This window comes from Streptomyces odontomachi (genome assembly GCF_024435355.1).
Taxonomy (GTDB): domain Bacteria; phylum Actinomycetota; class Actinomycetes; order Streptomycetales; family Streptomycetaceae; genus Streptomyces; species Streptomyces odontomachi.
The window spans coordinates 296513-323159 of the sequence record NZ_JAMJWG010000010.1; the positions used below are offsets into that span (position 1 = coordinate 296513).

The 26647-nt window shown below is 71.5% G+C and carries 22 protein-coding genes; 11 read left to right on the plus strand and 11 right to left on the minus strand.

Annotation, left to right across the window (positions count from 1 at the left end):
• Positions 1–34: 34 nt before the first annotated feature.
• The gene (locus NQO67_RS22195) at positions 35–844 is read right to left on the minus strand and encodes an IclR family transcriptional regulator (RefSeq protein ID WP_255951867.1); all 810 of its coding nucleotides are present in this window, start codon (positions 842–844) and stop codon (positions 35–37) included.
• Positions 845–1290: 446 nt separating this feature from the next.
• Here NQO67_RS22195 and NQO67_RS22200 point away from each other — a divergent pair, with 446 nt between their 5' ends.
• On the plus strand, positions 1291–1971 hold the full coding sequence (locus NQO67_RS22200) for a lytic polysaccharide monooxygenase (protein WP_255951868.1): 681 nt from the start codon (positions 1291–1293) through the stop codon (positions 1969–1971).
• Positions 1972–2088: 117 nt separating this feature from the next.
• Here the strand turns inward: NQO67_RS22200 and NQO67_RS22205 are convergent, their stop codons facing one another.
• The 6 genes from NQO67_RS22205 to NQO67_RS22230 all read right to left on the minus strand — a co-directional run bounded on the left by NQO67_RS22205 (position 2089) and on the right by NQO67_RS22230 (position 6965).
• Positions 2089–3378 (minus strand): WD40 repeat domain-containing protein, encoded by a 1290-nt coding sequence (locus tag NQO67_RS22205; protein WP_255951870.1) that lies wholly within the window; start codon positions 3376–3378, stop codon positions 2089–2091.
• Between the two features lie 123 nt (positions 3379–3501).
• The gene (locus NQO67_RS22210; RefSeq protein WP_255951871.1) at positions 3502–4353 is read right to left on the minus strand and encodes a hypothetical protein; all 852 of its coding nucleotides are present in this window, start codon (positions 4351–4353) and stop codon (positions 3502–3504) included.
• Positions 4354–4593: 240 nt separating this feature from the next.
• A complete protein-coding gene (locus tag NQO67_RS22215; protein WP_255951872.1) occupies positions 4594–4827 on the minus strand; it encodes a hypothetical protein in 234 nt (77 codons plus the stop codon).
• Complete coding sequence (locus NQO67_RS22220) at positions 4824–5744, minus strand: HTD2 family dehydratase (RefSeq protein ID WP_255951873.1); 921 nt, start codon at positions 5742–5744, stop codon at positions 4824–4826. Before NQO67_RS22220 ends, NQO67_RS22215 begins: the two co-directional genes overlap by 4 nt.
• Before the next feature lie 44 nt (positions 5745–5788).
• Positions 5789–6004, minus strand: a complete 216-nt coding sequence (locus NQO67_RS22225; RefSeq protein ID WP_255951874.1) for a hypothetical protein — start codon at positions 6002–6004, stop codon at positions 5789–5791.
• 25 nt (positions 6005–6029) lie between these two features.
• Complete coding sequence (locus NQO67_RS22230) at positions 6030–6965, minus strand: LysR family transcriptional regulator (RefSeq protein WP_255951875.1); 936 nt, start codon at positions 6963–6965, stop codon at positions 6030–6032.
• A gap of 121 nt (positions 6966–7086) precedes the next feature.
• Between NQO67_RS22230 and NQO67_RS22235 the strand changes: the two genes are divergently transcribed.
• Entirely contained in the window at positions 7087–8286 is a 1200-nt protein-coding gene (locus NQO67_RS22235; RefSeq protein ID WP_255951876.1) for a CaiB/BaiF CoA transferase family protein, read from the plus strand.
• 91 nt (positions 8287–8377) lie between these two features.
• The gene (locus NQO67_RS22240; RefSeq protein ID WP_255951877.1) at positions 8378–9550 is read left to right on the plus strand and encodes an acyl-CoA dehydrogenase family protein; all 1173 of its coding nucleotides are present in this window, start codon (positions 8378–8380) and stop codon (positions 9548–9550) included.
• A 385-nt stretch (positions 9551–9935) separates the two neighbouring features.
• Here NQO67_RS22240 and NQO67_RS22245 read toward each other — a convergent pair whose 3' ends face one another.
• Both NQO67_RS22245 and NQO67_RS22250 read right to left on the minus strand, forming a co-directional pair.
• Complete coding sequence (locus NQO67_RS22245) at positions 9936–10310, minus strand: DUF2255 family protein (RefSeq protein ID WP_255951878.1); 375 nt, start codon at positions 10308–10310, stop codon at positions 9936–9938.
• Positions 10311–10423: 113 nt separating this feature from the next.
• Entirely contained in the window at positions 10424–11542 is a 1119-nt protein-coding gene (locus NQO67_RS22250; RefSeq protein ID WP_255951879.1) for a substrate-binding domain-containing protein, read from the minus strand.
• Between the two features lie 205 nt (positions 11543–11747).
• Here NQO67_RS22250 and NQO67_RS22255 point away from each other — a divergent pair, with 205 nt between their 5' ends.
• The 6 genes from NQO67_RS22255 to NQO67_RS44305 all read left to right on the plus strand — a co-directional run bounded on the left by NQO67_RS22255 (position 11748) and on the right by NQO67_RS44305 (position 18537).
• Positions 11748–12767 carry a hydroxyacid dehydrogenase gene (locus NQO67_RS22255; RefSeq protein WP_255951880.1) on the plus strand — a complete coding sequence of 340 codons (1020 nt, stop codon included), beginning with the start codon at positions 11748–11750 and terminating at the stop codon, positions 12765–12767.
• A 113-nt stretch (positions 12768–12880) separates the two neighbouring features.
• Positions 12881–14146 (plus strand): extracellular solute-binding protein, encoded by a 1266-nt coding sequence (locus NQO67_RS22260; protein WP_255951881.1) that lies wholly within the window; start codon positions 12881–12883, stop codon positions 14144–14146.
• Positions 14147–14232: 86 nt separating this feature from the next.
• Positions 14233–15123, plus strand: coding sequence for a carbohydrate ABC transporter permease (locus NQO67_RS22265; protein ID WP_255951882.1), 891 nt, complete (start codon positions 14233–14235; stop codon positions 15121–15123).
• Positions 15120–16034 carry a carbohydrate ABC transporter permease gene (locus NQO67_RS22270; RefSeq protein WP_255951883.1) on the plus strand — a complete coding sequence of 305 codons (915 nt, stop codon included), beginning with the start codon at positions 15120–15122 and terminating at the stop codon, positions 16032–16034. The genes NQO67_RS22265 and NQO67_RS22270 overlap by 4 nt, the downstream gene beginning before the upstream one ends.
• Before the next feature lie 12 nt (positions 16035–16046).
• A complete protein-coding gene (locus NQO67_RS22275) occupies positions 16047–16853 on the plus strand; it encodes a hypothetical protein (protein WP_255951884.1) in 807 nt (268 codons plus the stop codon).
• The gene (locus tag NQO67_RS44305) at positions 16846–18537 is read left to right on the plus strand and encodes a heparinase II/III domain-containing protein (protein WP_255951885.1); all 1692 of its coding nucleotides are present in this window, start codon (positions 16846–16848) and stop codon (positions 18535–18537) included. The genes NQO67_RS22275 and NQO67_RS44305 overlap by 8 nt, the downstream gene beginning before the upstream one ends.
• A 62-nt stretch (positions 18538–18599) precedes the next feature.
• On the opposite strand, the gene NQO67_RS22285 is transcribed toward NQO67_RS44305, so the two are convergent.
• The gene (locus tag NQO67_RS22285) at positions 18600–20612 is read right to left on the minus strand and encodes a glycoside hydrolase family 43 protein (protein WP_255951886.1); all 2013 of its coding nucleotides are present in this window, start codon (positions 20610–20612) and stop codon (positions 18600–18602) included.
• Between the two features lie 426 nt (positions 20613–21038).
• On the opposite strand from NQO67_RS22285, the gene NQO67_RS22290 reads away from it, so the two are divergent.
• Positions 21039–23324 (plus strand): protein kinase domain-containing protein, encoded by a 2286-nt coding sequence (locus tag NQO67_RS22290; protein WP_255951887.1) that lies wholly within the window; start codon positions 21039–21041, stop codon positions 23322–23324.
• 134 nt (positions 23325–23458) lie between these two features.
• Complete coding sequence (locus NQO67_RS22295; RefSeq protein WP_255951888.1) at positions 23459–24580, plus strand: hypothetical protein; 1122 nt, start codon at positions 23459–23461, stop codon at positions 24578–24580.
• Positions 24581–24589: 9 nt separating this feature from the next.
• Here NQO67_RS22295 and NQO67_RS22300 read toward each other — a convergent pair whose 3' ends face one another.
• On the minus strand, positions 24590–26344 hold the full coding sequence (locus tag NQO67_RS22300) for a glycoside hydrolase family 35 protein (protein ID WP_255951889.1): 1755 nt from the start codon (positions 26342–26344) through the stop codon (positions 24590–24592).
• Positions 26345–26647: the final 303 nt, after the last annotated feature.

The following is a 26647-nucleotide window of genomic DNA, read 5'->3' on the forward strand; positions in this document are numbered from 1 at the left end:
TGACCAGGAATCGACGGGCGCCGGCCGGCGGCCGTCACCGTCCCAGCAGGCGCTCCAGCCGGTCCACCAGGGCCCGCAGCAGCTGAAGCTGCTCGGCCGCCCGCTGCTCGTCGCAGCGGAAGGTGGGCGTGGAGAGCGAGAGCGCGGCGAGGGTGCCGCCCTGCCGGTCGCGGACGGGTACGGCCACGCAGTGGCAGCCCGCCACGTACTCCTCATGGTCCTGCGCGTACCCGCTGGCCCGCACCTGCGCCAGTACGTCCATCAGGGTGTCGACGTCGGTGACGGTGCGCTCGGTCAGGCGCGGCAGCGGCTGGGCGGCCAGCCGGCGCCGCGCCTCCGCCGGGTCGAGGGCGGCCAGCAGCACCTTGCCCACCCCGGTGGCGTGCGCGTGCAGCCGTGAGCCGACGTGCGAGACCAGCTGCATGGGCTGCGGCGATTCGGCGATGGCGACGTAGACGTTGAAGATGCCGTCCAGGCGGGCGAGCTGCACGGTCTCGCCGCTGGTCTTGGCGAGTTCGTCCATCAGCGGCCGGGCACGGGCCTCCAGGTCGCCGTGGCCGGCGTAGGACTGGCCGAGCTGCCAGGCGCGCAGGCCCAGCGCGTAGTGGCGGCTGGCCTCGTCGAACTCCAGGTAGTTGCGTGCGGTCATGGTGGCCAGCAGCCCGTGCGCGCTGGACCGGGGCAGCCCGAGGGCGTTGACCACGTCCACGAAGCGTACGGTCCCCTTCTCGGCCAGCAGGTCGAAGATCGCCAGCACCCGGTCGGCCGACTTGATCGTCGCCCCGGACGACCCCGGCGACTCGCCGGAGCCGGCCTGCGACCGAGGCGGGGGCGGTGGGACCATGTGCGGCTTCTCCTTCGAGACGGTGTGCTGTGGACGCCGCTCCGGCGCAACGGCCACTCGGCGATGGGCGATTCGCCGATTCGGCCACTCGGTGATTCGGCAGTTCGGTGGTTCGGCAGTTCGGTGGTTCTGCGAGTGGCGGTCAACGGACGGTGCAGCGGTCGCGACGGTTCGCAGGGCGAAGAATGCTGTTCGAGTATACGAACGCTGCCGCCCGACCTCGGGCTCCGTCGGAGGCAAAGGAGCGTCGGCGGCCCGCGGACTCCCGAGCTTCTCCTGGAAGAACCCAGGTGCTCGGTGCAATGATCCCCGGCACCTTTCACCAACCCCGCATTGGAGCGTTTCAAGCGCCCGACTACCGGGAAAAGGTCCGATCACTGGGAGCGCTCCCATGATCCCTTGCTCCCCGCTCCCCCTCCACCCCCTCTCCCGGACGAGGAGTCGCAGTGTTGACGCTACGACACGATCGCACCGAGACACGTAGTTGGACCCTCCGCGCCCTGCTGGCGGTGCTGGCCGCCGCCACGCTCCTGATGGTGCCCTGGTCCAGCCCGAACGCCTCCGCTCACGGCTCCACCGCGGACCCCGTCTCCCGCAACTACCGTTGCTGGCAGGTCTGGGGCAACGACTTCCAGAACCCGGCCATGGAGCAGGAAGACCCCATGTGCTGGCAGGCGTGGCAGTGGGACACCAACGCCATGTGGAACTGGAACGGTCTGTACCGCGAGGGCACCGGCGGCAACTACGAGGCCTTCATCCCCGACAACCAGCTGTGCAGCGCCGGCCACACCGGAGACGGCCGGTACAACTCCCTGGACAACCCGGGCCCGTGGAAGACCAGCCAGAAGAGCACCAACTTCACGGTCGACGTGTACGACCAGGCCATGCACGGCTCCGACTACCTCAAGGTCTACGTGACCAAGCAGGGGTACGACGCCGAGACGGACGCCCTGGACTGGGGCGACCTGGAGCTGCTGACCACCACCTCCAAGGTGGCGCCGGCCAACCACTACTACGCCAGCGTCAGCGCACCCGGCCGCAGCGGTCACCACATCGTCTACACGGTCTGGAAGGCCTCGCACGCCGACCAGATCTACTTCTTCTGCAGCGACGTCGACTTCGTCTGAGCCGTCCCGCCGAGCCGCCCGGCCTCCGGCCCCGTTCCGAACGCCCGACCCGTCCGGAACGGGGCCTGAGTCAGCCGAGCAGCAGCACGGTCCACCGATCGTGCGCCGTGCGCCCCCTCATTCCCCGCCGTCGAGGAACCAGGCGATCACCTCGGTCGTGTCGTCGTCGACGGTCAGCAGGGCGCGCCCGTCGGGGGTGAAGGCGGCCGTACCCGGGCCGGATTGCGTCGTCTCCCCCGTCCACACTGCCCGGCCCGCCGCGTCGACCACGGTCAGCCGGTCTCCTTCGGCGACCAGGGCGCGCAGCGTGTCCGGGGACCAGTGCAGCGCCTGGCAGGTGCCCTCGATCGTGCGGGGCCCGGCGTCCTCGGGTCCGGGTCCGGCTCCGGTACGGATCACTTCCACGGCACCTTCGCCGCCGACGGCGATCGTCTCCCCGTCCGGGGCGAACACGAGGGTGCGGGCGGTCGGCAGACCGGTGCGGTGCCGGGTCAGGAGGGCGCCGGTGGCCACGTCGTGGACCAGCACCTCGCCCCCGTCCCCCACATGGGCCAGCCGCCGGCCCGACCGGTCGAGCACGGCACCGCCCCGCACCGGTGCGGTCATGGCGCACACCACCTCGCCGGTCTCCGCCACGGCCACGACGATGCGCCGGTCCTCGGCCTCCTCCTCATGCAGGGGAAGGGGAGCGCTGACCGCGACGAGCAACCGGCCGTCGCCGCTGAAGCCGATGTGCGAGAACGGCAGCCCGTCGGCCGCGTCCCGGAGGTACTCGCCGTCGTCCGTCGCCAGGTCACCGGTCCGCCAGGCCGCCGCGTCCCCCGCCGCCCACAGCCGCACCATGCCGTCCGTGCGCCAGACCAGCACCGGCAGGTTCGTCGTGCTCGCCACCGCGAGCAGCGCGCCGTCAGGGCTGAAGGCGATGTCGCCGCCCGCTCCGATCCACTCGTCCCCCAGGTCGTCGTCGCAGTCCCACGTGCCGGTCTCGGCGTCGAACAGCCATATCTCACCGCACTCGTGGTTGCCCTGGGCTGCGGTGGCGAGCGCCACCCTCCGCAGGTCCGAGTTGACCGCCAGGGCGTCGATCCCCGACGCGAAGTCGGGCTGCCTCTCGCCGTCGACCGGCGGGCCTCCGTCGCACTCCTCGTACGCGTCCGGATCGTCCAGCATCTCCGGGTCCACGTACACGACACGGTGGTCGGCCAGGCGGTGCCACGGATGCCGCTCGCCGCGGTGTCGTTCCTGCCACCAGCGGTACGGCATCGGGCGCCGCCCCGGCCAACCGGCCAACTCAGCGGCCAGCTCCTCGGCCTGCTCCTCGGGCAGGTCCTCGGCGAACCGGGTGACCTCCTGCCAGGCCCGGGTCTCGTCGCCCTCGCCCGCCATGGCCACCCACTGCTCGATCACGGCCGTCCCCTTCCGCAGATGTGAGGGGAACAGTGTGCCCGTGCCCACCGACGACGACGGGCAGGCGGTCAGCCGCCCGCCTGCCCGTACCGGGGCCGCCGAAGACCGGCCCGCGGCCCTGCGTCAGTAGCCGTAGCGGTTCTTCAGGTGGCGCCAGAAGTCACGGAGCATCCACTTGTCGAACTCGGTGATCTGCGTGGCGCTGCCCGCGTTCATGAGGAAGCAGCACACGCCGGTCGGGGTCCAGTCGTAGAAGTCGTCCAGGCCGAACGTGTGGCCGACCTCATGGAGATAGATATGGATGTTGTCCTGGTCCAGCGCGCCGGTGAAGTACTCCGATCCGACACGTTGGCCCCAGTCCCCGCCGGCACCGCCCGAGAAGCCCTTCGTGAGCCACAGCGACAGGTCGTAGTGGCGGGCCGCCCCACCGGGGCACTGCGAGTAGTTGTTGTCCTGGTGGAAGAAGCGGCCGCAGTCGGGTGCGCACTGCGGGGCGCCCTCGCTGTCGAGGACGCCGGAGTAGACGTCGACCGAGTTGTCGTTCCACTGGAGCGTGGAGCGGTCCTTCGCCGCCCAGCCGACGACGTTGACCGGGACGCTGGTGTACGGCCAGGCGTTCCAGCCCTGGCCGTTGTCCACCATGGCCGCGATCCACTTGGCGAACTGCCTCTTCAGCGCGGCGTCGACGCGGTCGCGCAGGTCGGCGCTGACGGGGGCGTCGGAGTCCCAGCGGACGCAGTAGTTGATGCTGCCCTTGTTGGCCATGATCTGGTCCCAGCCGTAGTTCTTGAACCCGTAGAGGTCGGGGTAGGTCGACTCGACGTGGCTCCAGACCTCGCTGAGCGGTTGGACCAGGTCCGAGGGCGGATTCCAGTCGTCGGCGGCCTGCGCGGGCGCCGCCGTCAGACCGGGCACCGCGAGCAACGCGAACAGGGCGGCGAAAACGGCAGCCAGGCGTGCGAGATGTCGTCGCACCGTGAACTCCTTCGAAAAGGGTTCCCGCCCCTCGAAGTCGCCACCCCGGCCGGAACGAGCCGCTGACCAGCGTGGCCGGCACGGACAGGGGAGACGGCGTGCACAGCGTGGACAGCGTGGACAGCACGGGACCGGCGGGCGACCGTGGCGCCCAATGTAAGCCCTCGGTGCCATGGCGTACAGGGCGCGTCCCGCCGGTCCCGCCGGTCTCAACGCGGCGGTGCGGAGGCGTCCTTCACGTCATCGGCGGCTCGGCGGCGTCCGTGCCGCCAGGATGCGGCGGGCACGCTCCAGCACGGGTCTGCCGACCATCTGCCCGTCGACCGTGGTGACCGCGATGCGTGCGGTGTCCGGGGCGTGCGCGCGTGGGCCGGGACGGTCGCCGGTGCCGTCGTCGCCGCGGTCGGTGCCGGCGCGGTCGGTGCCGGCGCGGTCGGTGCCGGCGCGGTCGGTGCCGGCGCGGTCGGGGTTCACGCGAACGTCACCTCTGCGGTGGCGTGCCGCGTTCCACCGCGGGTGGCGATGTGCATCCGGGCGGTTCCGCCGGACGGCGCGCCGTCGGCCAGGAGGGGCTCGCCGACGAAGACCGGTCGCCGCAGCCGGTAGGACAGCGTGCGCACCCGGCGCTCCGGCGCTTCCCGCCGGGCCAGTTCGAGCATCAGCAGGGCTAGCAGCGGCCCGTGGACGACGAGGCCGGGATAGCCCTCCTGTTCGCGGGCGTACGGCGTGTCGTAGTGGATGCGGTGGGCGTTGGCGGTGAGGGCGCTGAAACGGAACAGCAGGGTCGGGTCGGGGCGCAGCCGGAGCTGCCAGGGGCCCTCGGCTGCCGGCTCCGCCGCGTCGACGGAACCCGCAGGGTCGCCGGCGTCGCCCGCGTTTCCGGCGTCGGCGGTCGGGGTGGCGGGGCGCCCGGAGGCCTGGCTACGGCCCGAGCGGTAGACGAGGTCCTGCTCCTCGACCAGGCAGGGCTCGCCGTCCTGCCGTACCTCATGGCGCTCGGTGACGAACAGCATCTCCCCCGTACGGCCGCTCTTGGGCGTCACCGAGCCCAGGCTCCGCACGCGTTGGGCCGGTGCCCCGAGCCGCAGCGGGCGGAGGATCTCGCAGCGGCCTCCGGCGAACATGCGCTGCCGGTCGGGGACGGGCGGCAGGAAACGGCCCCCGCTCGGGTGGCCGTCGGGGCCGAGTGCGCGCTGGGCGGGCCAGCGCAGGAAGTAGAACCAGTGCCACAGCGGCGGCACCTCCTCGCCCGCCGCCGCCACCGCCTCGGGCAGGTCCAGCAGGGCCGAGACGGCCGCCACGGGACCGGGTGGCAGCGGGTCGTCGTCCGTGAGGGGCCCGGGGGTCCACGACTCCACGTAGGAGCTGAGCGGGGGCGACGTGTGCGACATGGTGTGCCAGTGCCTTTCTCGGGTCCGACGGGTCTTCCGGTACGTCAGCGCATCACGAACGGGTTGCCGGTGGGGGCGCCGGTGTTGATCCAGACGCTCTTGTCCGCCAGGTAGGCCCGCACGGCGCCGATGCCGTTCTCACGGCCGAGCCCGGAGCCCTCGACGCCCCCGAACGGCGTCGGGTAGCTGACCGCCCGGTAGAGAAAGACGTGATGGCCGTATGCGCGGGGTGCATGGTGGGGTGCCGCGTGGCGGGGCACGTGACCGGGCTCCCTACCGGGCGCCCTATCCCTGCCCCTGGAACCGGGCGGACGGCCACGTGCCCCGTTCCACGGCACGGTGCACCTGGCGGACCAGTTCCCGGGCGACGGCGTCCACGGCGGAGGGGGTCCGGCCGGTGCGTGGTGAGCCGAGGACGACGGAGCGCCGCACGTCGGGCTCGCACAGCGGCGCGGCGCTCAGGGTGCCGTCCGCGACGTCCCCGGCGATCCCGACGCCCGGCAGCACCGTCCAGCCGTGCCCGGCGCGTACCAGTTGCTTCTGGACCCGGAGGGAGTTGGTCTGCACGACGACGTCCAGGCGGGTCCCGGCGCGGGCCGCGCCCGCGTCGATGAGCGTGCGCAGCGCATGGCCGGCCGCCGGCATGACCAGCGGGTGCGCCGCGGCCTCGGCGAAGGAGACCGCGCGCGTGGCACGCAGCCCGGCCGACGGGGGCGCGGCCACCCACAGCTGTTCGTGGACCAGCGGCAGGGCGTTCAGGGACGGGGTGCTGTCCAGGTTGTAGAGCAGGCTGAGGTCCAGGTCGCCGTCGTCGAGCCAGCGTTGCAGATGGCCGGAGTAAGCGGTCATCAGCCGCAGCTCGACGTCCGGGTAGCGCTCGGCGACGGCCGTCACGAGCGGCTCCGCCAGCAGGTCGACGGTGCTCTCCAGCAGCCCCACCGTGGCGATGCCCGCCACCACGCCGGGGGTCGGCTGCACCTCGGCGCGGGCCCGCTCCAGCTCGTCCAGGGCGCGCCGGGCCCGCTCGACCATGATCAGCCCGGCTTCGGTGGGCTTCATGCCCTGCCGGGTGCGCTCGAAGAGCGCGGCTCCCAGCTCCTGTTCCAGTGCCCGGATCTGCCGCGTGACCGCCGGCTGGACGAGGTGCAGCAGCTCGGCGGCGCGCGTGACGCTCCCTATCTCGGCCACGGTGACCAGCGCTTTGAGCTGTTTGATGTCCAAGGCTTCTCGTTCCCATCCACACCCGGCATGACGCGATGACCCATCGCTATTTTACGGCCGTCAACATAAGCGCACATGATGGCTATCTGCCGGAAGGTCACCCGGAGGCTGGGAGGTCAGCATGCAGGAGCACCCCGAGGAACTGCCGCTCTCGGGCATCACCGTGGTCAGCGTCGAGCAGGCGGTGGCGGCGCCCTTCGCCACCCGGCAGCTCGCCGACCTCGGCGCCAGAGTGATCAAGGTGGAGCGTCCCGGCGGCGGCGACTTCGCCCGGCGCTACGACACCACCGTGCACGGCGAGTCCAGCTATTTCGTCTGGCTCAACCGGTCGAAGGAGTCGCTGGCCCTGGACCTGAAGTCGGAGCGCGGCCGGGCGGTGCTGGAGCAGCTGCTCGGCACGGCCGACGTCTTCGTGCAGAATCTGGCCCCCGGCGCCGCGACCCGCCTCGGACTCGGCGCCGAAGCCCTCGCCGAGCGGTTCCCCCGGCTGATCCCGTGTGCGATCACCGGCTACGGATCCAGCGGTCCGTGGTCCGACCGCAAGGCGTACGACCTGCTGATCCAGTGCCAGACCGGGCTGGTCTCGCTGACCGGGAGCGAGCAGCAGGCCGCCCGGGTGGGCGTGTCGGTCGCCGACATCGCGGCGGGCATGTACGCCTACTCGGGCCTGCTCACCGCGCTGTTCGTACGGGCCACCAAGGGCACCGTACGGGCCGTGGAGGTGTCGCTGTTCGAGGCGCTCGCCGAGTGGCTCAGCCAGCCCGCCTACTACACCCGCCACGGCGGCGGCCAGCCCGCCCGCCTGGGCACCCAGCACGCCACCATCGCCCCGTACGGCGCCTACACCGCCGCCGACGGCGTGGACGTGCTGATCTCCATCCAGAACGAACGCGAATGGACCGCCCTGTGCGAGCGGTTCCTGGAGCGTCCCGACCTGGTCGACGACCCGCGGTTCGCGACCGGCTCCGCCCGGGTGGCGCACCGCACGCAGCTGAACGCCGTCGTCACCGACCGGTTCCAGCGCTCGGACAGCGCCGCGGCGATGGCCCTGCTGGACGCGGCCGGCATCGCCAACGCCCGGGTCAACGACGTCGCGGACTTCCTGGCCCACCCGGTGCTCAGCGGACGCGACCGCTGGACGGACGTCCGGCTGCCCGGGGGCGCCGCCGTGTCCGCGTTGCTGCCGCCGGTGGACCTGGCGGGCGTCACTCCCCGCATGGGCGCCGTCCCCGGCCCGGGCGAGCACACCGAGCCGATCCTGGCCGAGCTGGGGTACGGCCCGGGTGAGGTCGCGGCCCTGCGGGCCGGCGGCGTCATCTGACCGGATCGGCCGGGCCCCTCGGCGCACCGCTCCGAGCGCTCCGGCGTGCGCCCTCCACCCAGCCCGCAACGCGCCAGCAAGGAGACTCGCCATGAGCACCCTCGACGTCCTCTCCGAGGACGAGCGGTTCATCGTCGCCACCGTCCGCGACTTCGTCGACAAGGGCGTCAAACCGGTCGTCCAGGAACTCGAACACGCCAACACCTACCCCGAAGCGCTCATCGAGCAGATGAAGCAGCTCGGCATCTTCGGGCTCGCGGTCCCGGAGGAGTACGGCGGCACGCCCGTCTCCACCTCCTGCTACGTCCTGATCACCGAGGAGCTGGCGCGCGGCTGGATGAGCCTGGCCGGCGCGATGGGCGGGCATACCGTCGTCGCCAAGCTGCTGCTGCACTTCGGCACCGAGCAGCAGAAGCGCCGCTACCTGCCGAAGATGGCCACCGGCGAGATCCGGGCGACCATGGCACTCACCGAGCCGGGCGGCGGCTCCGACCTCCAGGCCATGCGCACCATCGCCCGCCGGGACGAGGACGGGGACGGCTATGTGGTCAACGGCGCGAAGACGTGGATCACCAACTCACGCCGCTCCCAGCTGATCGCGCTGCTGTGCAAGACGGACCCCCACGCGACCCCCGCGCACCGGGGCATCTCCATCCTGCTCGCCGAGCACGGGCCGGGCCTGACCGTCTCGCGTGACCTGCCGAAGCTCGGCTACAAGGGCGTGGAGAGCTGCGAGCTGGCCTTCGAGGACTACCGGGTGCCGGCGGACGCGTTGCTCGGCGGCGTCGAGGGCAAGGGCTTCGCGCAGATGATGAAGGGCCTGGAGACCGGCCGCCTTCAGGTCGCCTCGCGCGCCCTCGGCGTGGGACGGGCGGCCTTGGAGGACGCGTTGGCCTACGCCCGGGAACGCGAGTCGTTCGGCGTGCCGATCTGGCAGCACCAGTCGATCGGCAACTACCTGGCCGACATGGCCACCTCCCTGACGGCGGCCCGCCAGCTCACCCTGTACGCGGCGCGCGAGGCCGACGCCGGTCGCCGCGTGGACATGGAGGCGGGCATGGCGAAGCTGTTCGCGTCGGAGACCGCCATGGAGATCGCGCTCAACGCGGTGCGGATCCACGGCGGGTACGGCTACTCCACCGAGTTCGACGTGGAACGCTACTTCCGGGACGCCCCTTTGATGATCGTCGGCGAGGGCACCAACGAGATCCAGCGCAACGTGATCGCACGCCAGCTGATCGCGCGCGGTGGCCTCGATGCCTGACCCTTGCGCCCCGCGCACCGTGGAACCCACGTGGTGAGCGGGGCGCTCGACCGCGGGAGCCGGCGCTCGACCACCGAAGCGGGCCGCGGCGGGGTGCCGAAGGGCCGCCTTCGGTGGGGTGGTGGGTCGGTGTCACGGGGGTATGTACGTGCTCGGCCGGCGCGATGGTCCTGGACCGCCAGTTCACCGGCACCCAGCGGCGGTCCTGCTGGGGGTACCTCCCACGCCCTCAAGGCAGTGGGGGAGCACATACCCCCACGACACCTCCCGTCTCGATCGCGGCTCTCCCCCGGCGGTCCTTTTCCCTCCTCCGCCCCTTCGGGATGCTCGGGATCGGGGGCCCGGATCGGGACCGGCCGGTGGTGACCCGTCGCGGTCGGCGGTGTCAGCGCGGGAGCAGCTTCAGCGTGGTGGCGCGGGCGCCGGCGGCCACCATGGGGGCCACGTACTCGCTGAACTGGCGGTACTTGCTGCGGTAGGCGGTGTCGACGCGGTCATTGACGGTCGGGTCGGGCTCTTCCGCGAACGTGACGTCCGTGTCGACGCCGTCGCAGGTGATGTGCCCCGCGTGGCTGGTCTGAGCGGTGCGGAACCAGTGGCCCGAGGCGCCGCGGTACGAGCGTACGTAGACGTCGTCCCCGTCCCGCACGACCCAGACGGTCGTGGGGCTGCGCAGGGTGCCGTCGTCCTGCTGGGGGGCGACCTGGAGTTCGTCGGTGGTGGCGATGCGGTCGAGATCCTCGCGGGACCAGGTGGTCATGGCCTTCTCCTTCGCGGTGCGGCTGGTGTCCGCCGTCTGCCGGCGGTACGGAGAAGTGATCGGCAGCTTTTCGACCTACCTCAAGCCCCCGCAGCGACGACCTGCGTCCCCGCTCAGCCGCGGCGTCGCCGCGCCGCTCCGGACCGGGTCACCGAGGAGTGGCGGATCACCAGCTCGGGCAGGACCAGCACGCGTTGCGGAGGGCGGCGCCGGCCCTCCAGCAGCCGGGACACCATCATCTCGACCGCCATCCGCCCGACCCGCGCCTTGGGCGGGCGCACCGCGGTCATGGCCGGCTCGGCCAGCTGTGCCACCTCGTCGTCATAGCTGACCAGCGCCATGTCGTCGGGGATGGTCAGGCCCTGCTCGGTGAAGTACTGGGCGATCGACATGGCGTCGGGGTCGCTGTGCACGATCAGGGCGGTGATCCGGCCGCGCCGGCACCGTTCGAGGATCCCGCCGATGATCTCCCGGTGGCCCGGCACGTCCAGGGCGACGCTCTCCCTGACCACGAACGCGTCCCGCAGCCCCAGCTCGGCACAGGCGCGGTGCCAGCCGACGGCGAGGTGGGCCGAGGTCGGGCTGCCCTTGGAGAGCACGATGCCGATCCGGCGGTGGCCGTGGTCGTGGAGGTGGCGCACGGCCATCTCAAGACCGAGCGCATGGTCGCTGCGCACCCACTCCAGCTGCTGCGGGGTCGGGGTCCAGTGCGGGGTGTGCCGCTCGACCAGGATCGTCGGCACCGGCAGCCGGCCGATCCAGTCGATCATCTCGTCGACGCCCTCCCCCTCCAGGTTGGGCGCCAGCAGCAGCCCCTGGACCTGGCGGGCGGCGGTCAGCCGGGCGATCTGCCGGCGGTCCTCGGCCGGGTCGTAACTCGACCCGCGCAGCTGGATGTGGACGCCGTGCGCGGCAGCCGCGGTGCGTGCGCCGCTCACGATCGACGGCCAGTAGAAGTCCAGCGACGGCACCACCATGCCGATGGTGAACGCCGTCGACGCGGGCCGCTGCCGGCGCACCGGCGGCTGGTGCAGCTCGGTCGGCAGGATGGCCCCGCCGTGCACCCGGGTGAGCAGCCCGCGTCCGGCCAGCGCGACGATGTCGCGCCGGATGGTCAGCTCGCTCACGTGCAGGGCCCGGGCCAGGTCGTGCACCCGGACGGCACCGTGCCGGCGCAGCTCGTCCATCAGCCGCTTCCGGCGCTGCGGGGCGAACAGCCGGTCGTCCGTCATCGAGGACCCCTCCTCTGCCCGATGTTCGAAGCTGAACGTTTGGCTTCGAATGCGTTCGGAGCCTAGTGAGGGTGCGTCGTTTGCCTCTATCCCTGTTCCAGCATCCGCCGGCCGGATCTGCGGTCACCGGCGTCGCATCGCCCCACGTCCGCCCCACCCCGCGCCGTACATGCCTCACTCGCCCCAGCGGAAGGACCCGTGCCGCATGCAGACCAAGCCCCACGCGCTGGTCGTGATGAGCAGGTCGAGCTTCGAAGCCCACTTCGACCCGGGCCGGTTCGCACGCCTCGCCGACCTGGCCACCCTGGGCGAGCCGTGCTGGACCGACGACCTCGACACCCCCGAGGTGCGCAAGCGGCTGGCGCAGGTCGAGGTGCTGGTCACGTCCTGGGGGGCGCCGCAGCTGACGCCCGCCCGGCTGGCCGCCGCGCCGGCCCTGCGGGCCGTGCTGCACTGCGCCGGCAGCGTGCGCGGCCTGGTCGGGGACGAGGTGTGGCGGCGCGGGATCCGGGTCACCAGCGCCGCCGACGTCAACGCCATTCCCGTCGCGGAGTACACCCTGGCGGCCATCATCTTCGCCGGCAAGAAGGCCCCCTTCCTCGCCACCGACGAGGAGCGCGCCTACCGGGGCTGGGGACCGATCAGCGGCTACGGCGACCTGTCCAACTTCGGCCGGACCGTGGGCATCATCGGGTTCTCCCGGATCGGCCGCCGGGTGGTCGAGCTGCTCAAGGTGCTGGGCGGCACCACCTGCCTGGTCACCGACCCGCACGCGGACCCGGCCGAGGTGGCACGGGCCGGCGCCACCCTGGTCCCCCTGGACGAACTCCTGCCGCGCGCCGACGTGCTGTCCGTGCACGCCCCCGAACTGCCCGAGACCCGGCACCTGATCGGCGCCGCACAACTACACCTGCTGCCCGACCACGCCACCGTGATCAACACCGCGCGCGGCAGCCTGGTCGACGCCGACGCGCTGGCCGCCGAGTGCGCCGCCGGCCGGCTGTTCGCCATCCTCGACGTCACCGACCCCGAGCCGCTGCCCGCCGCCTCACCCCTGCGCCGGCTGGCCCAGGTGATGATCACCCCGCATATCGCCGGCTCGCTCGGCAGCGAGATCGGCCGCCTCACCGACCATGTGTTGCAGGAACTGGCCCGCTGGGCCGCCCGCCGCCCCCTGAAAGCGGAGATCACGGCCGAGAGCTGGGCCCTCGGCCTGAGCGCATGAGCACATGAGCGCATGAGCACATGAGGCTCGGGCGCCATCTCGTCCGCCTCCCCAGACGCCCCCCGCACACCCCACCCACCTTCGCACCTGCCAGCCCGAAGGAGAGCCGCACAATGAAGAAGATCACCGCCAGACTGCTCCCCATGGCGCTCGCCGCCGCCCTGTTCGGCGTCACCGGATGCGGTGGCGACGGCGGCCCGGCCACCGACTCCAAGGGCCGGACCATCATCAAGATCGCCCTGTGGAACTACCAGACGACGCCCGAGTTCAAGGCCCTGATCGACGGCTTCGAGGCGAAGTACCCGAAGATCCACGTCGAGCCGGTCGACATCCTCGCCGGCGAGGACTACGCGCAGAAGCTCACCACCATGCTCTCGGGCGGTGACAAGACCGACGTCCTGACCATGAAGAACGTCACCGACTACAGCCGCTACGCCACCCGGGGCCAGCTCCGGTCGCTCACCGGCGACGTGCAGAAGATCGACAAGACGGCCTACGCGGGGCTCGACGACTTCAACCTCAAGGGCGAGTACTACGCCCTGCCCTACCGGCAGGACTTCTGGGTGCTGTTCTACAACAAGAAGCTGGTGGGCGACGCCGACCTGTCGCACCTGACCTGGTCCCGTTTCGAGGCGCTGGCCAAGCAGTTCACCAAGGGCTCCGGATCGTCCAAGGTGTACGGCACCTATCTGCACACCTGGCGCTCGGTGGTGCAGGCCATCGCGTCCGCGCAGACCGGCGGGAACCTGCTCGGCGGCGACTACGGCTTCATGAAGGACCAGTACGAGACCGCACTCGGCATCCAGAAGGCCGGCGCCACGCTGCCGTTCGCGAGCGCCATGAGCCAGAAGGTGACGTACGACGCGCAGTTCACCACCGGCAAGGCCGCCATGGTGCCGATGGGCTCCTGGTGGGCCGCCGCCCTGCTGGCCGAGCAGGCCCAGGGCAAGAACCCGGTGCAGTGGGGCATGGCCCCGATGCCGCAGATCACCGCGAACGGCAAGACCGTCACCTTCGGCTCGCCGACCGCCTTCGCGGTGAACAAGAGGGCCCGCAACGGCGACGCCGCCGAGAAGTTCGTCACCTGGGCCGCCGGCCCGGAGGGCGCCGCGGCCATCGCCAAGATCGGCATCGTCCCCGCGTACTCCAGCAGCGCCACGATGAAGGCCTTCTTCGGCGTCAAGGGGATGCCGTCCGACCAGCTCACCCGGCAGGCCATGAACCCCTCCAAGGTGCAGCTGGAGATGCCGGTCAGCGACAGGTCCTCGGACGTCGACCAGATCCTGAAGGAGGAGCACGAGCTGGTGATGTCCGGTGACAAGTCGATCGACCAGGGCATCAAGGAGATGGACGACCGAGTGAAGACCGAAGTCCAGTGAGCACGCCCGCTCCCCCGCCTCCGCCCCCGCCCCGGGTGCCGGCCGGGCGCCCCCCTCTGTCGGCCGGCGCGGGGGCGCCGGCGACGGTGGCCACGGCCGCCGCGCGGCGCCGCCGGCGGCGTGCCGCACTGGTCGGCTGGAGCTTCGTCCTGCCCAACTTCCTGGGCTTCGCCGCCCTGACGCTGATCCCGGTGCTCGGAGCGCTGGCGGTGTCCTTCACCGACTGGGACGCCTACAGCACGCCGCGGTGGATCGGGCTCGACAACTTCCGCCGGCTGTGGCAGGACGACAACTTCTGGACGGCCCTGACGAACACCTGCTGGTACGCGGCCGGCCACATCCCGCTGACCCTGGCCGCGTCCCTGGGCCTGGCCGTGCTGCTCAACCGCAGGCTCCGCGGCATCGGCGTCCTGCGGACCGCCTTCTTCTTCCCCTACGTCACGTCCCTGGTGGCCGTCGCGGTCGTGTGGAACATGCTGCTCAGCCCGGACGTCGGCCCGGTCGACCAGTTCCTGAAGGCGGTCGGTGTCGCGCATCCGCCCGGCTGGACGTCCTCGACGGACTGGGCGCTGCCCGCGCTGATCCTCACGAGCGTGTGGCGCGACATGGGCTACTACATGGTGCTGTTCCTGGCCGGGTTGCAGACCGTGCCGGCCGAGCTGTACGAGGCGGCCCGGGTGGACGGGGCGGGACCCTGGCAGCGCTTCTGGCATGTCACGCTGCCGTGCCTGCGCCCCACCACGTTCTTCGTCCTGGTGATGCTGACCATCTCCAGCTTCAAGGTCTTCGACCTGGTGCAGGTGATGACCGAGGGCGGGCCGGGCCGCGCCACGCTGGTGCTCTCCCAGCTGGTCTTCCGGGAGGGCATCACCCAGGGACGGTTCGGCTATGCCTCAGCGGTCTCCCTCGCGCTCTTCCTGATCTGCCTGATCGTCACGGTCGTGCAGTTCCGGCTGCAACGAAGGAGCGAGCGATGAACACCCCCGTGCTGCACGAGGACGGCACGCGCGCACCCGCTCCGCCCGGTGCGCGCAGCGCGGCCGACCGGGCGCAGGCCCGGCGCGACCGGCGGCGGCTGGCCGCCCAGGCGGTGCTGTACGCGGCGCTGGCCGTGGTCGCGGTGGCCGTGCTGCTGCCGTTCGTCTGGATGCTGGTCTCCTCGGTCAAGAACGACCGGGACGTCTTCACGGTGCCGATCCAGTGGATCCCGACGCACTACCAGTGGGACAACTTCCGGCGGATCTGGACGGAGATCCCGCTGGCCACCTATCTGGGCAACTCGCTGCTGCTGAGCGTGGTGATCACCTTCCTCCAGGTGCTCACCGGCAGCTTCGCGGCGTACGGCTTCGCCAAGGTCCGCTTTCCCGGCCGTGATCTGCTCTTCGCCGGCTATGTCGCGACGATCGCCGTGCCCTGGCAGGCGTACATGGTGCCGCAGTACCTCATCATGCAGAAGTTCGAGCTGGTGAACACGCGGCTCTCGCTGATCCTGCTCCAGGCCTTCGGCGCCTTCGGTGTCTTCCTGATGCGCCAGTACTACCTGACCATCCCGGACGAGATCAGCGAGGCGGCCCGGCTCGACGGGCTCAGCGAGTACGGCATCTGGGCCCGGATCGTGCTGCCGCTGTCCCGGCCGGCCCTGGCCAGTCTGGCGCTGCTGACCTTCGTCAACACCTGGAACGACTACATGGGCCCGTTCATCTACCTCACGGACAACAACCTGTGGACGGTGCAGATCGGCCTGCGCCAGTTCATCGGGCAGTACGACGCCGAGTACGCGATGATCATGACCGGTTCCGTGCTCTCCGTGCTGCCGATCCTGATCGTCTTCCTGCTCGGCCAGCGCCACTTCGTGCAGGGCATCGCCACCAGCGGATTGAAGGGATGAGGGGTGAGCGGGATGGCGGGAACGAGAGGGACACGGCCGCCGGCGGCACCGGTCGCCCGCCGCGGGGGCAGGATCAACGTGGCGTACGGCTCGTGGGAGCTCATCTGGTCGCATGTGCACCGGGTGCTGGTGGTGAACCTGGGGCTCACGGTCACCAGCCTGCCCCTGCTGACGGCCCTCGGGCTGTGTCACCGGCCGTGGCGCTACCCCGCGTTCTTCGCCGTGCTCGCCCTCGGTATCGGCCCGACGCTCGCCGGCACCTTCGGCTACCTGCACCGGGCCGACACGGACGACCGGGCACCGATCCGTGCGTTCGCGGGCGCTTACCGGCGGCTGTTCCGGGCCGCACTGCTGCGGTGGACGCCGTGCGCGCTGCTGGTGCTGGTCGCGGTGACCGACGTGGTGACGCTGCGGGCGTCCGCCGCCGGGCCCGCCCTGGTGCCGTGCTTCCTGGTGGTCGCCGCCCTCGCGACGTGCACGGGCGTCGTCGCGCTCGCCGACCTCGCCCGCGGTGCGTCCGGCGCCGGGCGGGGCACGTGGCGGGCGCTGCTGGCCGCCGCCCATGCCGCCGTGCGCCGCTGGCCGCTGAGCCTGCTCACCCTGGCCCTGCTCGCGGTGGGTCTGGCCGGCGTCAACCAGGCGCCCCTGCTGGGTCTCGCCGTGCTGCCCGGCTGCGTGCTGTTCGTCGTCTGGCGCAACTGCCGCGGCACGCTCGCCGTGGCCCCCGCAGAGCCGGCGGCCGACTCACCGGCGGGCGTCCCACGCCCGGCGCACGCCCTCGCAGCGGGCCGTGCGGGGGTCGGCGGCGCCGGTGACTGACGCCCGGCACATGGGGCACATGGCGCCGCTGGTGCGCACGGCCGCCCGCACGGCGCGCACCGGTACGCTCCCGCCGCTGACGTTCTCGCAGTACCGGCGGTTCGCCGACGAGGGCGACCGGCTCGGGTACGAGGAGGTCTACTTCCGGCGCCGGGCCCACGTCACGGCGCTGGCCGCTGAGCAACTCGTCGAGCCCGGCGCGGACACCGCCGCGCTTGAAGACGCGCTGTGGTCGGTGTGCGACGAGTACACCTGGGCCCTGCCGGCGCACGAGACGCATGCGACGGCGTTCGACCGCGGCATGGACCAGTGCCTCGACCTGTTCGCCGCCCTGACCGCCCACCTGCTCGCGGAGACGGTGCAAGGCTGCGGGGACCGCCTCGACGCCCGGGTCGCCGCACGGGTCCGCGGGGCCGTGGAGCACCGCGTGCTGACGCTGCTCGCCGACGACGACCGGCCGCTGCTGTGGGAGGACTGGCCGCACAACTGGGCCGCGGTCTGCGGCGGCGCTGCGGGCCTGGCCGCACTCGCGCTCTGGGAGCCCGGGCCACGGCTCGACCGGCTGCTGGCCAGGGTGCGCGCCGGCATGCGCACGTATCTGTCCGGGTTCGCCGCCGACGGCGGATGCGCGGAGGGCGTCGGCTACTGGGCGTTCGGGTTCGCCCACTTCGTCTACTTCGCCGAGGAGCTGCGCGAGCGCACCGGCGAGGACCTGCTGGACGAGCCGAGGGTGCGGGACGTGGCCGGGTTCCCGGCGGCGGTGCACCTGGGCGACGGGCTGTTCCCCGCATTCTCCGACGCGCAGGAGCGCCCGGAGCTCCCCGCCGGCCTGGCCCACCGGCTGCTCGAGCGGCTGGGCGTGCGGCTACCCGCCGTCCCCCGCGCCACCGCGCTGCCGCGGGACTGGGGCGACCTCAGCAGGACCCTGTGGTGGGGCGCTCCCCCGTTGCCGGACCCGGCGGGCGCCCCCGATCCGGGGGAGGGCACGCGCCGCCTGGCCGACCTGGAGTGGGTCGTGGACCGCGGCGCCGGGCGGGCGTTCGCCGCCAAGGGCGGCCACAACGCCGAGCCGCACAACCACAACGACCTCGGCCACTTCGTGCTGTGCGCGGCGGGCGAGGCGCTGCTGACGGACCTGGGTGCCGGCGAGTACCGCAAGGGCTCCTTCGACGACGCCACCCGCTACGCGTTCCTGCACAACTCCTCGCTGGGCCACTCCGTCCCCGTCGTCGCCGCACGCCCGCAGTCCCCCGGCCGACGGCACGCGGCCCGCGTGCTGCGCTACGAGCCGGTGCCCGACGGCGTCGACTACACGCTGGACCTCACCGCCGCGTACGACGTGCCCGGCCTCACCTCCCTGCGGCGCGGTTTCCGCTGGCGCCGTGGCCCCGGCGGGCTGGTGCTGACCGACGAGGTGACGCTCGGGCGCGGGCTGGCGCTGGACGAGGTGTTCATCAGCCGTCTGCCGCCGGAACGCGGCTCGGACGGCACGGTGGTGTGGCGTGGCAGCCGGGCCGAGGCCCGGCTGTCCCTGCCGGACGGGTGCACGGCGCACCCCGAGGCCGTCGCGACCACCGACCACGACGGCCACCCGGACACCGTGCACCGCCTCCGGCTCCGCTTCGAACTGCCGGTGGGCGTGTCGGTGCTGCGGTTCGCGTTCACGCTGCACGAGGCGGCGTGACGGGGCGGGGGTGAGGGCCGGGTGGGGCCGCCCGGCGAGGCGGAGGCCCCGCGCCGCCCGGGTCAGTCGCCGATCGGGTCCGGCTCGACCCCCGCCAGGGTGGGGGTCACCGGTTCCATCAGCCCGTCCGACGAGAACGTCAGCTTGTCGATGACGGTCTCCCGGTGGGTGCCGTCGCCGCCGGGGATCGCGAAGCGGTGGTAGGCGATGTACCAGTCGTCGGTGCCCGGCACCTGGATCACCGAGTCGTGGCCGGTGCCGAGGATGCCCTGGGTGGTGTCCTTCTTGAGGATCACCCCGTGGTACGTGAACGGGCCCGCGGGGCTGGATGCGGTGGCGTAGCCGACGCGGTAGTCCTCGCTGCGGGTGTCGTCGATGGAGTACGTCAGGTGGTAGGTGCCGCCGCGCTTGACCATGAACTGGCCCTCGCGGAAGTCCGTGAGCCCGGTGATCCGCTGGACGCGGTTCGGGTCGAAGGACACCATGTCGTCGTTCAGCGGCACCACCCAGGCGGAGCCGTTGCCCCAGTACAGGTACGACTGGCCGTCGGTGTCGGTGAACACGTCCGGGTCGATGGGCTGTCCGGCGCCGTCCGGGTTGGCGGTGATCAGCGGCTTGCCCGAGTCCTTGAAGGGCCCGGTGGGCGAGTGGGAGGTCGCGACGCCGATCCTGGCGTCGGCGCAGTAGTAGAAGTAGTAGGTGTCACCGCGCTTGGCGATCGTCGGTGCCCAGGCGCGGGAGTCGGCCCAGCTCACGTCGGGGCCGAGGTCGAGGATGGTGCCGCGGTCCGTCCAGTGCACCAGGTCCTTGGACGACCAGGCGTTGAACGTGGTCCCGCTCCAGTTCGGGTACCCGTCGTTGGTGGTGTACAGGTAGTAGGTGTCGCCGAAGGCGACGATGTTGGGGTCGGCGTGGTAGCCGGGCAGCACGGGGTTGTTGGTCGCGGCGGCGGTGGTGCCGGCGCCCCACTGGTCGGCGAGCCGGTCGTACTCGGCCTGGGTGACCGGCATGACGGTGCCGTGCCGCGGGGAGGCCGGCAGGTCGTAGCCCTGGGACAGGGTCCACTTGCCGGAGGCCAGGTCGGTGGTCTCGAACGGGACGTAGCCGCGGCCGGAGAACTCGTCGATGAAGGCGTACCACTTGTTCTCGGTGTTCGACTTGAAGAGGGTGGGCCCCTCGCCCTGGGCGATGCCGGGGCCGGTGTCGGTGGCCTTGCCGATGCACTCGGCCACCGGGTCCCACGAGGTGTCGAGCAGGTCGGTCGACTTCTCCTCGGTGATGAACTTCCCGCACGGGTTGGTGGACGTGGCGTCGCGCTCGTCCTTGCTGAGACGGTAGTAGGTGCCGCCGTCCGCGATCACGGTGGAGTCGATCACCGCGTGCCCCGGGTCGTTCCACACCTTGGCCGCGCTGAAGTGCGTGAAGTCCTTGGTGGTCGCGTACATCATGCGCTCGTGGCTGGTGGAGGTGTGGTCCGGGTCGTCCTCGGGGTAGAGCGTGGAGGCCCAGAACACCACGTACGTGCCGCGCTGGGCGTCCCAGTAGGCCTCCGGCGCCCAGGTGTTGCCGGCTGTGGGCGGTGAGACCTCGACGGAGCGCTGCTTCGACCAGTGCACCAGGTCGGGCGACTCCCACACCATGATGGACCGGCTGCCGTGCCGCTGGGCCGCGTTCCAGTCGCCGTTGCCGTACATCTTCAGGTCGGTCGCGAGCAGGTAGAACCTGTCGCCCTGGGGGGAGCGGATGACGAAGGGGTCGCGCACCCCCTTGTCACCGAGCGTGGAGGTCAGGACGGGCTTGCCGGCGTTGAGTTCCTGCCAGTGCAGCGGGTCGTTGCCGCGGCTCAGGGCCAGGTGCACCTGCTCGCCGTCGGCCTTTCCCTCCCCCGTGAAGTAGGCGAAGACGTAGCCGGCGTAGTCCTGCCGGGCGTGGCCCGGGTGTGCCGGTGCGGAGGCGTGCACGCCGGGCGCGGCCGACGCGGTGGTGAGCGGGCCGAGTGCGGTGGGCGCGGCCACCAGGGCGAAGAGGCCGGTGAGCGCGGTGAGCAGTCGGCGCAGAGAGCTGCGGCCAGCCATGTGTCTGCCCTTTCCTCAGGGGTCGACGTGCGCACGGCAGGCAGTCGACGTGCGCAGCGGAAGTGGTTTGCGTAAACATCGGCGGGTCTCGGGGGGCGCGGCCACCAACGTAGGGAGCCACTGACGCCCCCTCAAGGCTTCGGACAGAAGAAAGTTCGGCAATTCGGCCGGCGTTCGGGATATCGACCAACCGTCGTTCGGCGGTGGGCCGCTCGACCCCCTCGCCACCGTCGTGAGCACCCCACCGCCGCGGGGAAGATCTGTTCGGGACCCGCGGGCTCGTTTACGCTGTCGCACGCTCGAACGGTGAGCTTCGGGCGGGTGCGGCCGGAGGCGGGGACAGGACTGCGGTCGGCCGGTTCACCGCCGCCTCGGGCACCGGACTGTGCAACGTGGTCGGCAGACCAGCGAGGGGTGACGGGGAGCATGTCCCGACCGGACCAGGGGCGACCGGCGGTTCCACCCGTGGACACGGGGCGACGACCGGGGTGGCCGACGGCCGCGCCGCCACACCGTCCCCTGGGGTCTGCGGATCCGCGCACGGCCGGTCCGTACCGGCTGGAGGCGGTGCTCGGCGCGGGCGGGATGGGCCGTGTCTACCTGGGGCGCACGCCGGCCGGCAGCGCGGTGGCGGTCAAGGTCGTGCACCGGGAATACGCGGGCGACGCGTCGTTCCGGCGGCGCTTCGAGCAGGAGGTGGCCGCGGCCCGGCGGGTGCAGGGGCTGTACACGGTGCCGGTCGTCGACGCCGATCTCCAGGCGGACGAGCCCTGGCTGGCCACGGCCTACGTGCCGGGTCCTTCGCTCCAGCACGCGATCGCCGACGGTGGGCCGTTGTCGGCGGACGCGGCGCTCGGGCTGGTCGCCCGGGTGGCCGAGGCCTTGCAGTCCATCCACGCAGCCGACGTGATCCACCGCGATCTGAAACCCTCCAACATCATCCTCACCGCCGAGGGCCCCAAGGTCATCGACTTCGGCATCGCCCGGGCCGCGGACGTCACCGCGGTGACCGCCACCGGAATGCGCACCGGCACGCCCGCCTACATGGCGCCGGAGTACATCAGGGGGCAGACCGTCACCGAAGCCGGAGACGTGTTCGCCCTCGGGGTCATCGCCCACTTCGCCGCCACCGGACACCTCGCCTTCGGCGGGGGCACCGACCACGGAGTGGTCTACCGCATCCTGGAGCAGGCGCCCGACCTCGACGGCTGCCCGGAGCCCCTCAGGGCCATCGCCGCCCGCTGCCTGGAGAAGGACCCGCAAGCGCGGCCGACCCCCGCCGAGGTCATCGAGCAGTGCCGCCGCGCCGCCGACTCGGGAACGGCCGCCACCGACACCCTCGTCGCCACGTCCCCGCCGGAGGCCGAACGCGTCACCCCCTCCGCGCCCATCCCCCCGGGCGGGTCCGACGCCCACACCCGCACCGCGGCGCCGCCGGGACTCCAGCCCGCCGCGTCGGCCCCGCCCGTGGAGCCCGGCTCGCCCGACGCCCGCACCCGACCGGCGCACGCGCTGCACGCCCCGACCCAGGTCGTCGACCCCGACGGCGGTGCGGCAACGCCACCCGTTTCGGACACGGTGCCGTCCTCCGCGGGCCCCGATCCCGACCCCGCGCCAGGGCCGGGGCTGCCCGTGCTGCTCGGCGGGGTCGGTGTCGTCGTCCTCGCCATCGTCCTGATCGCCGTCTTCCTGCCGTCCTCGAAGCCCCCCAGCCGACCCGACTTCCGCTTTCCCGACTACGCGCCCACGGCCGCCCTCGCGCCCACGACCAAGGAGAAGACGGCCAAGGGCATGGCGTTCAGCCCGGACGGCAGGACACTCGCCACCGGAAACTGGGAGGCCAAGGTGCGGCTGTGGAACGTCGCCAGCCACAAGCTCAGCGCCACCCTCACCGCGCACGACTCCGTCGGCAACACCCTCTACGACGTCAGCGACCTGACGTTCAGCCGGGACGGCAGGACACTCGCCGCCGGACTCGACATCGAAGGGGTGGTGCTGTGGGACATGACCAGGCACCGCCAGATTCGCCGCCTCGACGCCGGCGGAACCGTCGCCTTCAGCCCGGACGGCAAGATGATCGCCACCGGCCACCACATCGGCGTGATAGACGTCTGGGACACAGCCGGCCACGCGGACGACTCCGTCGACCACTTCGACCACCGGATGAACGTCACCGACCTGGCCTTCAGCCCGGACGGCAAGACGCTCGCCTCCGCGGGAGACGCCACCGACACCAACTCCATGCTGGTGGACGGGCCCTCCGCACTGCTGTGGAGGATGTCGGACATCGACCGGGCGAACCCCAACGGCACCAAGGATCCACGCGCCACCCTCGACCACCCCCAAACCGTGCTGTGCCTGGCGTTCAGCCCCGACGGCAGGACACTCGCCACCGGCAGTTCCGACGGCAGGGTGCGGTTGTGGGACGTGGCCACCGGCCATCACAAGGCCACCCTCGACGACGACTACGTCACGTCGGTCGACGACCTGGCGTTCAGCCCGGACGGCAGGACACTCGCCACCACCGCAGAGCCCGGAGTGCTGCTCTGGAACGTGGCCACCCACAAGCCACGCGCCCTCCTGATGAACTCCACGGGCGACTTCAACGGCGACATCAAAGAGGTGGCCTTCAGCCCCGACGGTCGACTCGTCGCAGGCAACGACACCGAGCACCACAGGGTGGAGCTGTGGAAGGCCCCGCACAGCGGCTGACGATATCCGGCCGGTGGCGGCGTGCAGGCGAGGAAGGCCTGAGCAATCCTCGCAATAATGGGTGCAACGTCAGATGACAGCAGGCCGAAGACGACAACAGGCCGACATCCGGATTGGGGCCCCCTGTGCCTTCCGTGGAACCTGCCCGCACGTCAGGGAGTGGACCCACCGCTCCCGTACGCATTTCCGCGCGGATCGCCGCTCATCCGGCGCGCCGTGCAGCAGCCGTCCGATTATGTGAAAGCCTGCCCGAGCTGAATGCCGAAATCAGCTACGACCCGGAGCCGGACGGGCCACCGACGGATCTGCGTTCCAGCCTGCGCGCCTGGGCGGATGTCGATGGCGCAGCCACCCATCACCTTGTCCTCCAGGACGACGTCACGCTGTCGCGCCAGTTCGCCTCCCACCTCACCGCCGCGGTGTCCCAGCAGCCCACCATGCCGATCTGCCTGTTCATGGACTGGGGTACCCGAAGCGGACAGCTGGTCAGATTGGCGGCCGCGCACGGATCGTCCTGGGCCGAGATCAATTCGGTGGCGTCCGTCGCGCTGGTTCTCCCACGGGAAATGGCGACCGGTTACGCCTCGTTCCTGCGCAAGGTCATCGCCGGACCGCCTTCGATCAGGTCGACCGCGGGCTCACGCCTCATCGATTTCGCACGCATGGAAGGCGTCCCCGTCCTTTGCAGTGTGCCCAACCTCGTGGAACACGACCTGCCCTACGTTCCCAGCCTGCTCCCGGAAGGCCTCAGCAAAGGGGTACGTCGCGCCACCTGCTTCATCGACAACGTGGCGGACACCATCGCCTTCGACCAATCCACCTATTCCTGCGGCGCATTCCCGTATCTCGACGGATTCAGCACCTCGGCGGTACTCATGGAGGGCGCCGGTCCATGGCGGCAGTGGACCGAACGGCCCATGGTGCCGGCGCTGCGCGACCGCGGGGCGGACCTCCCGAAGCTGGCCGGCCGATTTCACGAGACCCTGGACTCACCGGACGTGAAAGAGCTGCAACAGGCCGTGGGACAACCCATCCTGTTCGAACTGTGGCTCGTCGCCTTCGCGCTGGGCATGGTGAACGAAGTGGACGCTTCTGCCGTGACCCCGCTGTCGCTCAGGTCCGAGGCGCTGCGCACCCTCTTCATGGGGGCGGTGCGAAGGTTCCTTCCCCTGCCCGACGTCGAGTCCCTGGCCGACGCGGTTCTCAGCATGGTGCTGTACGGCATAGCAGCGGGTCAGAGCCAGCGGTCCGCCTGAACCAGGTGACTACTCCTCCACCGGTCCGAGATCCGGAGTGTCCCGGAGGTCCACCGCGTGGCGGACCGTGGCGTGGAGTTCCAGGACCACGAGTTCATTGCTGCCGGGCCGCAGGACCGGGCCCGGCACGTACAGCCGGCGCTGCGGGCCGCGTGACCAGTACCGGCCCAGGGCGAAGCCGTTCAGCCAGGCGCAGCCCTTCGTCCAGCCCGTCAGGTCCAGGTAGCTGTCGGCGGGCTCGGCGATTTCGAAGACGCCCCGGTGGAAAGCGGGGCCGACCACCGGCCGGGGGTCGTCGGTCCGGTAGGCCAGGCCGGCGAGGTCGTCCAGCGGCAGGGGGCGGCTCCGCCAGCCGCCCGGTGCGGGCGCGCCGTTCACGGTCACGGGACCGGTGAGGCCCTTGCGATCATGGATGCCGGGGCCGTAGTTGACCCGGCCCTGGTTCTCGACGAGCAGGGCGAGGTCGGCGCCCCCGGGCGGCACGGTGAAGGCCAGCGCCTGCTCGTGGTTCTCACGCTCCAGCACCCCGACCGGCTGGCCGCCGACGAAGACCTGCGCACGGTCGTGCACACCCGGGGCGTGCAGCAGTGCCGGGCCTTCGGCCGTGAGCCGGGTCTCGTACAGCACGAACCCGAAGCTCTGCCCCAGCTCCTCCATGGTCATCGGGCGGTCGCCGAGGACCGCTGCGCCCAGCCGGTCGGCGCTGTCGAAGAGGGGTGCCTGCCCGGTCAGGGCGATGTCCGGCAGGGTGAGCTTCTTCGACGGCTCGGGCAGCGGCTCGTCCGGGACCGGCACGTACCGGGCGATCACCGCACGGAACGCGGCGAACTTCGGGGTGGGGTCGCCGGCCTCGTCCAGCGGGGCGTCGTAGTCGTAGGAAGTGAGCGTCGGCCGATAAGTACCTTTGTCGTTGGCACCGTTGGTGAATCCGAAGTTGCTGCCGCCGTGGAACATGTACAGGTTCACGTGGGCGCCGGCGGCCAGCACGGCCGCCAGTTCACCGGCCGCGTCGGCGGCGTCCCGGGACGCGTGCACCCCGCCCCACCGGTCGAACCAGCCGTTCCAGAACTCCGTGCACATCAGCGGCCCGGCCGGCTGCCGCTCCCGCAGTACAGCAAGGTGCCCCGCCGCTCCACTGCCGAAGTTCACGGTGCTCAGCACGCCCGGGATGCTGCCACGGGCCAGGTCGGCGGGCTGGTCGGAGGTGAACAGGGGCACGTCCACACCCCCGTCGCGCAACACGCTGACCAGATAATGCAGGTAGTGGGGGTCCTCCCCATAGGCCCCGAACTCGTTCTCGACCTGGACGGCCACCACCGGGCCGCCCCGGCTGCCCAGGAACGGTGCGATCCGCGGCAGCAACTCGCCGAAGTACCGGTCCACCGCGCCCAGATAGCGTGCGTCCGTGCTGCGCAGCCGGATGTCCGGCTCGGCCAGCAGCCAGGACGGCAGCCCGCCGCCCTCCCACTCCGCGCAGATGTACGGCCCGGGGCGCAGCAGCACCAGCAGACCCTCGTCCTGCGCGACCCGGAGGAAACCGGCTAGGTCCAGCGGACCGTCCCACCGGTGGGTGTCCGGGCGTGGCTGGTGCAGGTTCCACGGAACGTAGGTGTCCACCGTGTTGAGCCCCATCAGCCGCGCCTTGCGCAGCCGGTCCCGCCACTGCGCGGGGTGGACCCGGAAGTAGTGCAGGCCACCGGAGACGAGACGAAAGGGTGCACCGTCGAGGCGGAAGCCCTCCTCGTCGACGTGCAGAGCGGGCATGGCCGTGATTCCTCCACATCGGGCGCACCACGTCATCGATGTTTGCGTTGCCATCCTGTGGTTGGCGAGTCTGGCCAGGGGGGCCTTGATGTGTCAAGGCCCCCCTTATTCGGCCTTGACGGCGTCGTCCTCAATCTCCCCCAGCGCCTTAAGGGCCTGGGAGGTACCCCCAAGGGGCTTTGATTGCGCGGCGTGTGCCGGTGCGCTGGTGCGCGTTTGCGACTGCGGGTGCGTCTCTGGCAGGGGTCGCCTTCTGTTTCGTTGTGGGTCGGGGGCGTGGGGGATGTACGTGCTCGGCCGGCG

Bases quoted from the DNA above. Each gene is read 5' to 3' on its own strand.
- NQO67_RS22300 (WP_255951889.1), bottom strand. From the start codon at position 26,344: ATGCCCGCTCTGCACGTCGACGAGGAGGGCTTCCGCCTCGACGGTGCA.
- NQO67_RS22260 (WP_255951881.1), top strand. From the start codon at position 12,881: ATGAAGAAGATCACCGCCAGACTGCTCCCCATGGCGCTCGCCGCCGCC.
- NQO67_RS22270 (WP_255951883.1), top strand. From the start codon at position 15,120: ATGAACACCCCCGTGCTGCACGAGGACGGCACGCGCGCACCCGCTCCG.
- NQO67_RS22195 (WP_255951867.1), bottom strand. From the start codon at position 844: ATGGTCCCACCGCCCCCGCCTCGGTCGCAGGCCGGCTCCGGCGAGTCG.
- NQO67_RS22275 (WP_255951884.1), top strand. From the start codon at position 16,047: ATGGCGGGAACGAGAGGGACACGGCCGCCGGCGGCACCGGTCGCCCGC.
- NQO67_RS22255 (WP_255951880.1), top strand. From the start codon at position 11,748: ATGCAGACCAAGCCCCACGCGCTGGTCGTGATGAGCAGGTCGAGCTTC.
- NQO67_RS22235 (WP_255951876.1), top strand. From the start codon at position 7,087: ATGCAGGAGCACCCCGAGGAACTGCCGCTCTCGGGCATCACCGTGGTC.
- NQO67_RS22245 (WP_255951878.1), bottom strand. From the start codon at position 10,310: ATGACCACCTGGTCCCGCGAGGATCTCGACCGCATCGCCACCACCGAC.
- NQO67_RS22285 (WP_255951886.1), bottom strand. From the start codon at position 20,612: ATGGCTGGCCGCAGCTCTCTGCGCCGACTGCTCACCGCGCTCACCGGC.
- NQO67_RS22290 (WP_255951887.1), top strand. From the start codon at position 21,039: ATGTCCCGACCGGACCAGGGGCGACCGGCGGTTCCACCCGTGGACACG.
- NQO67_RS22250 (WP_255951879.1), bottom strand. From the start codon at position 11,542: ATGACGGACGACCGGCTGTTCGCCCCGCAGCGCCGGAAGCGGCTGATG.
- NQO67_RS22220 (WP_255951873.1), bottom strand. From the start codon at position 5,744: ATGTCGCACACGTCGCCCCCGCTCAGCTCCTACGTGGAGTCGTGGACC.
- NQO67_RS22240 (WP_255951877.1), top strand. From the start codon at position 8,378: ATGAGCACCCTCGACGTCCTCTCCGAGGACGAGCGGTTCATCGTCGCC.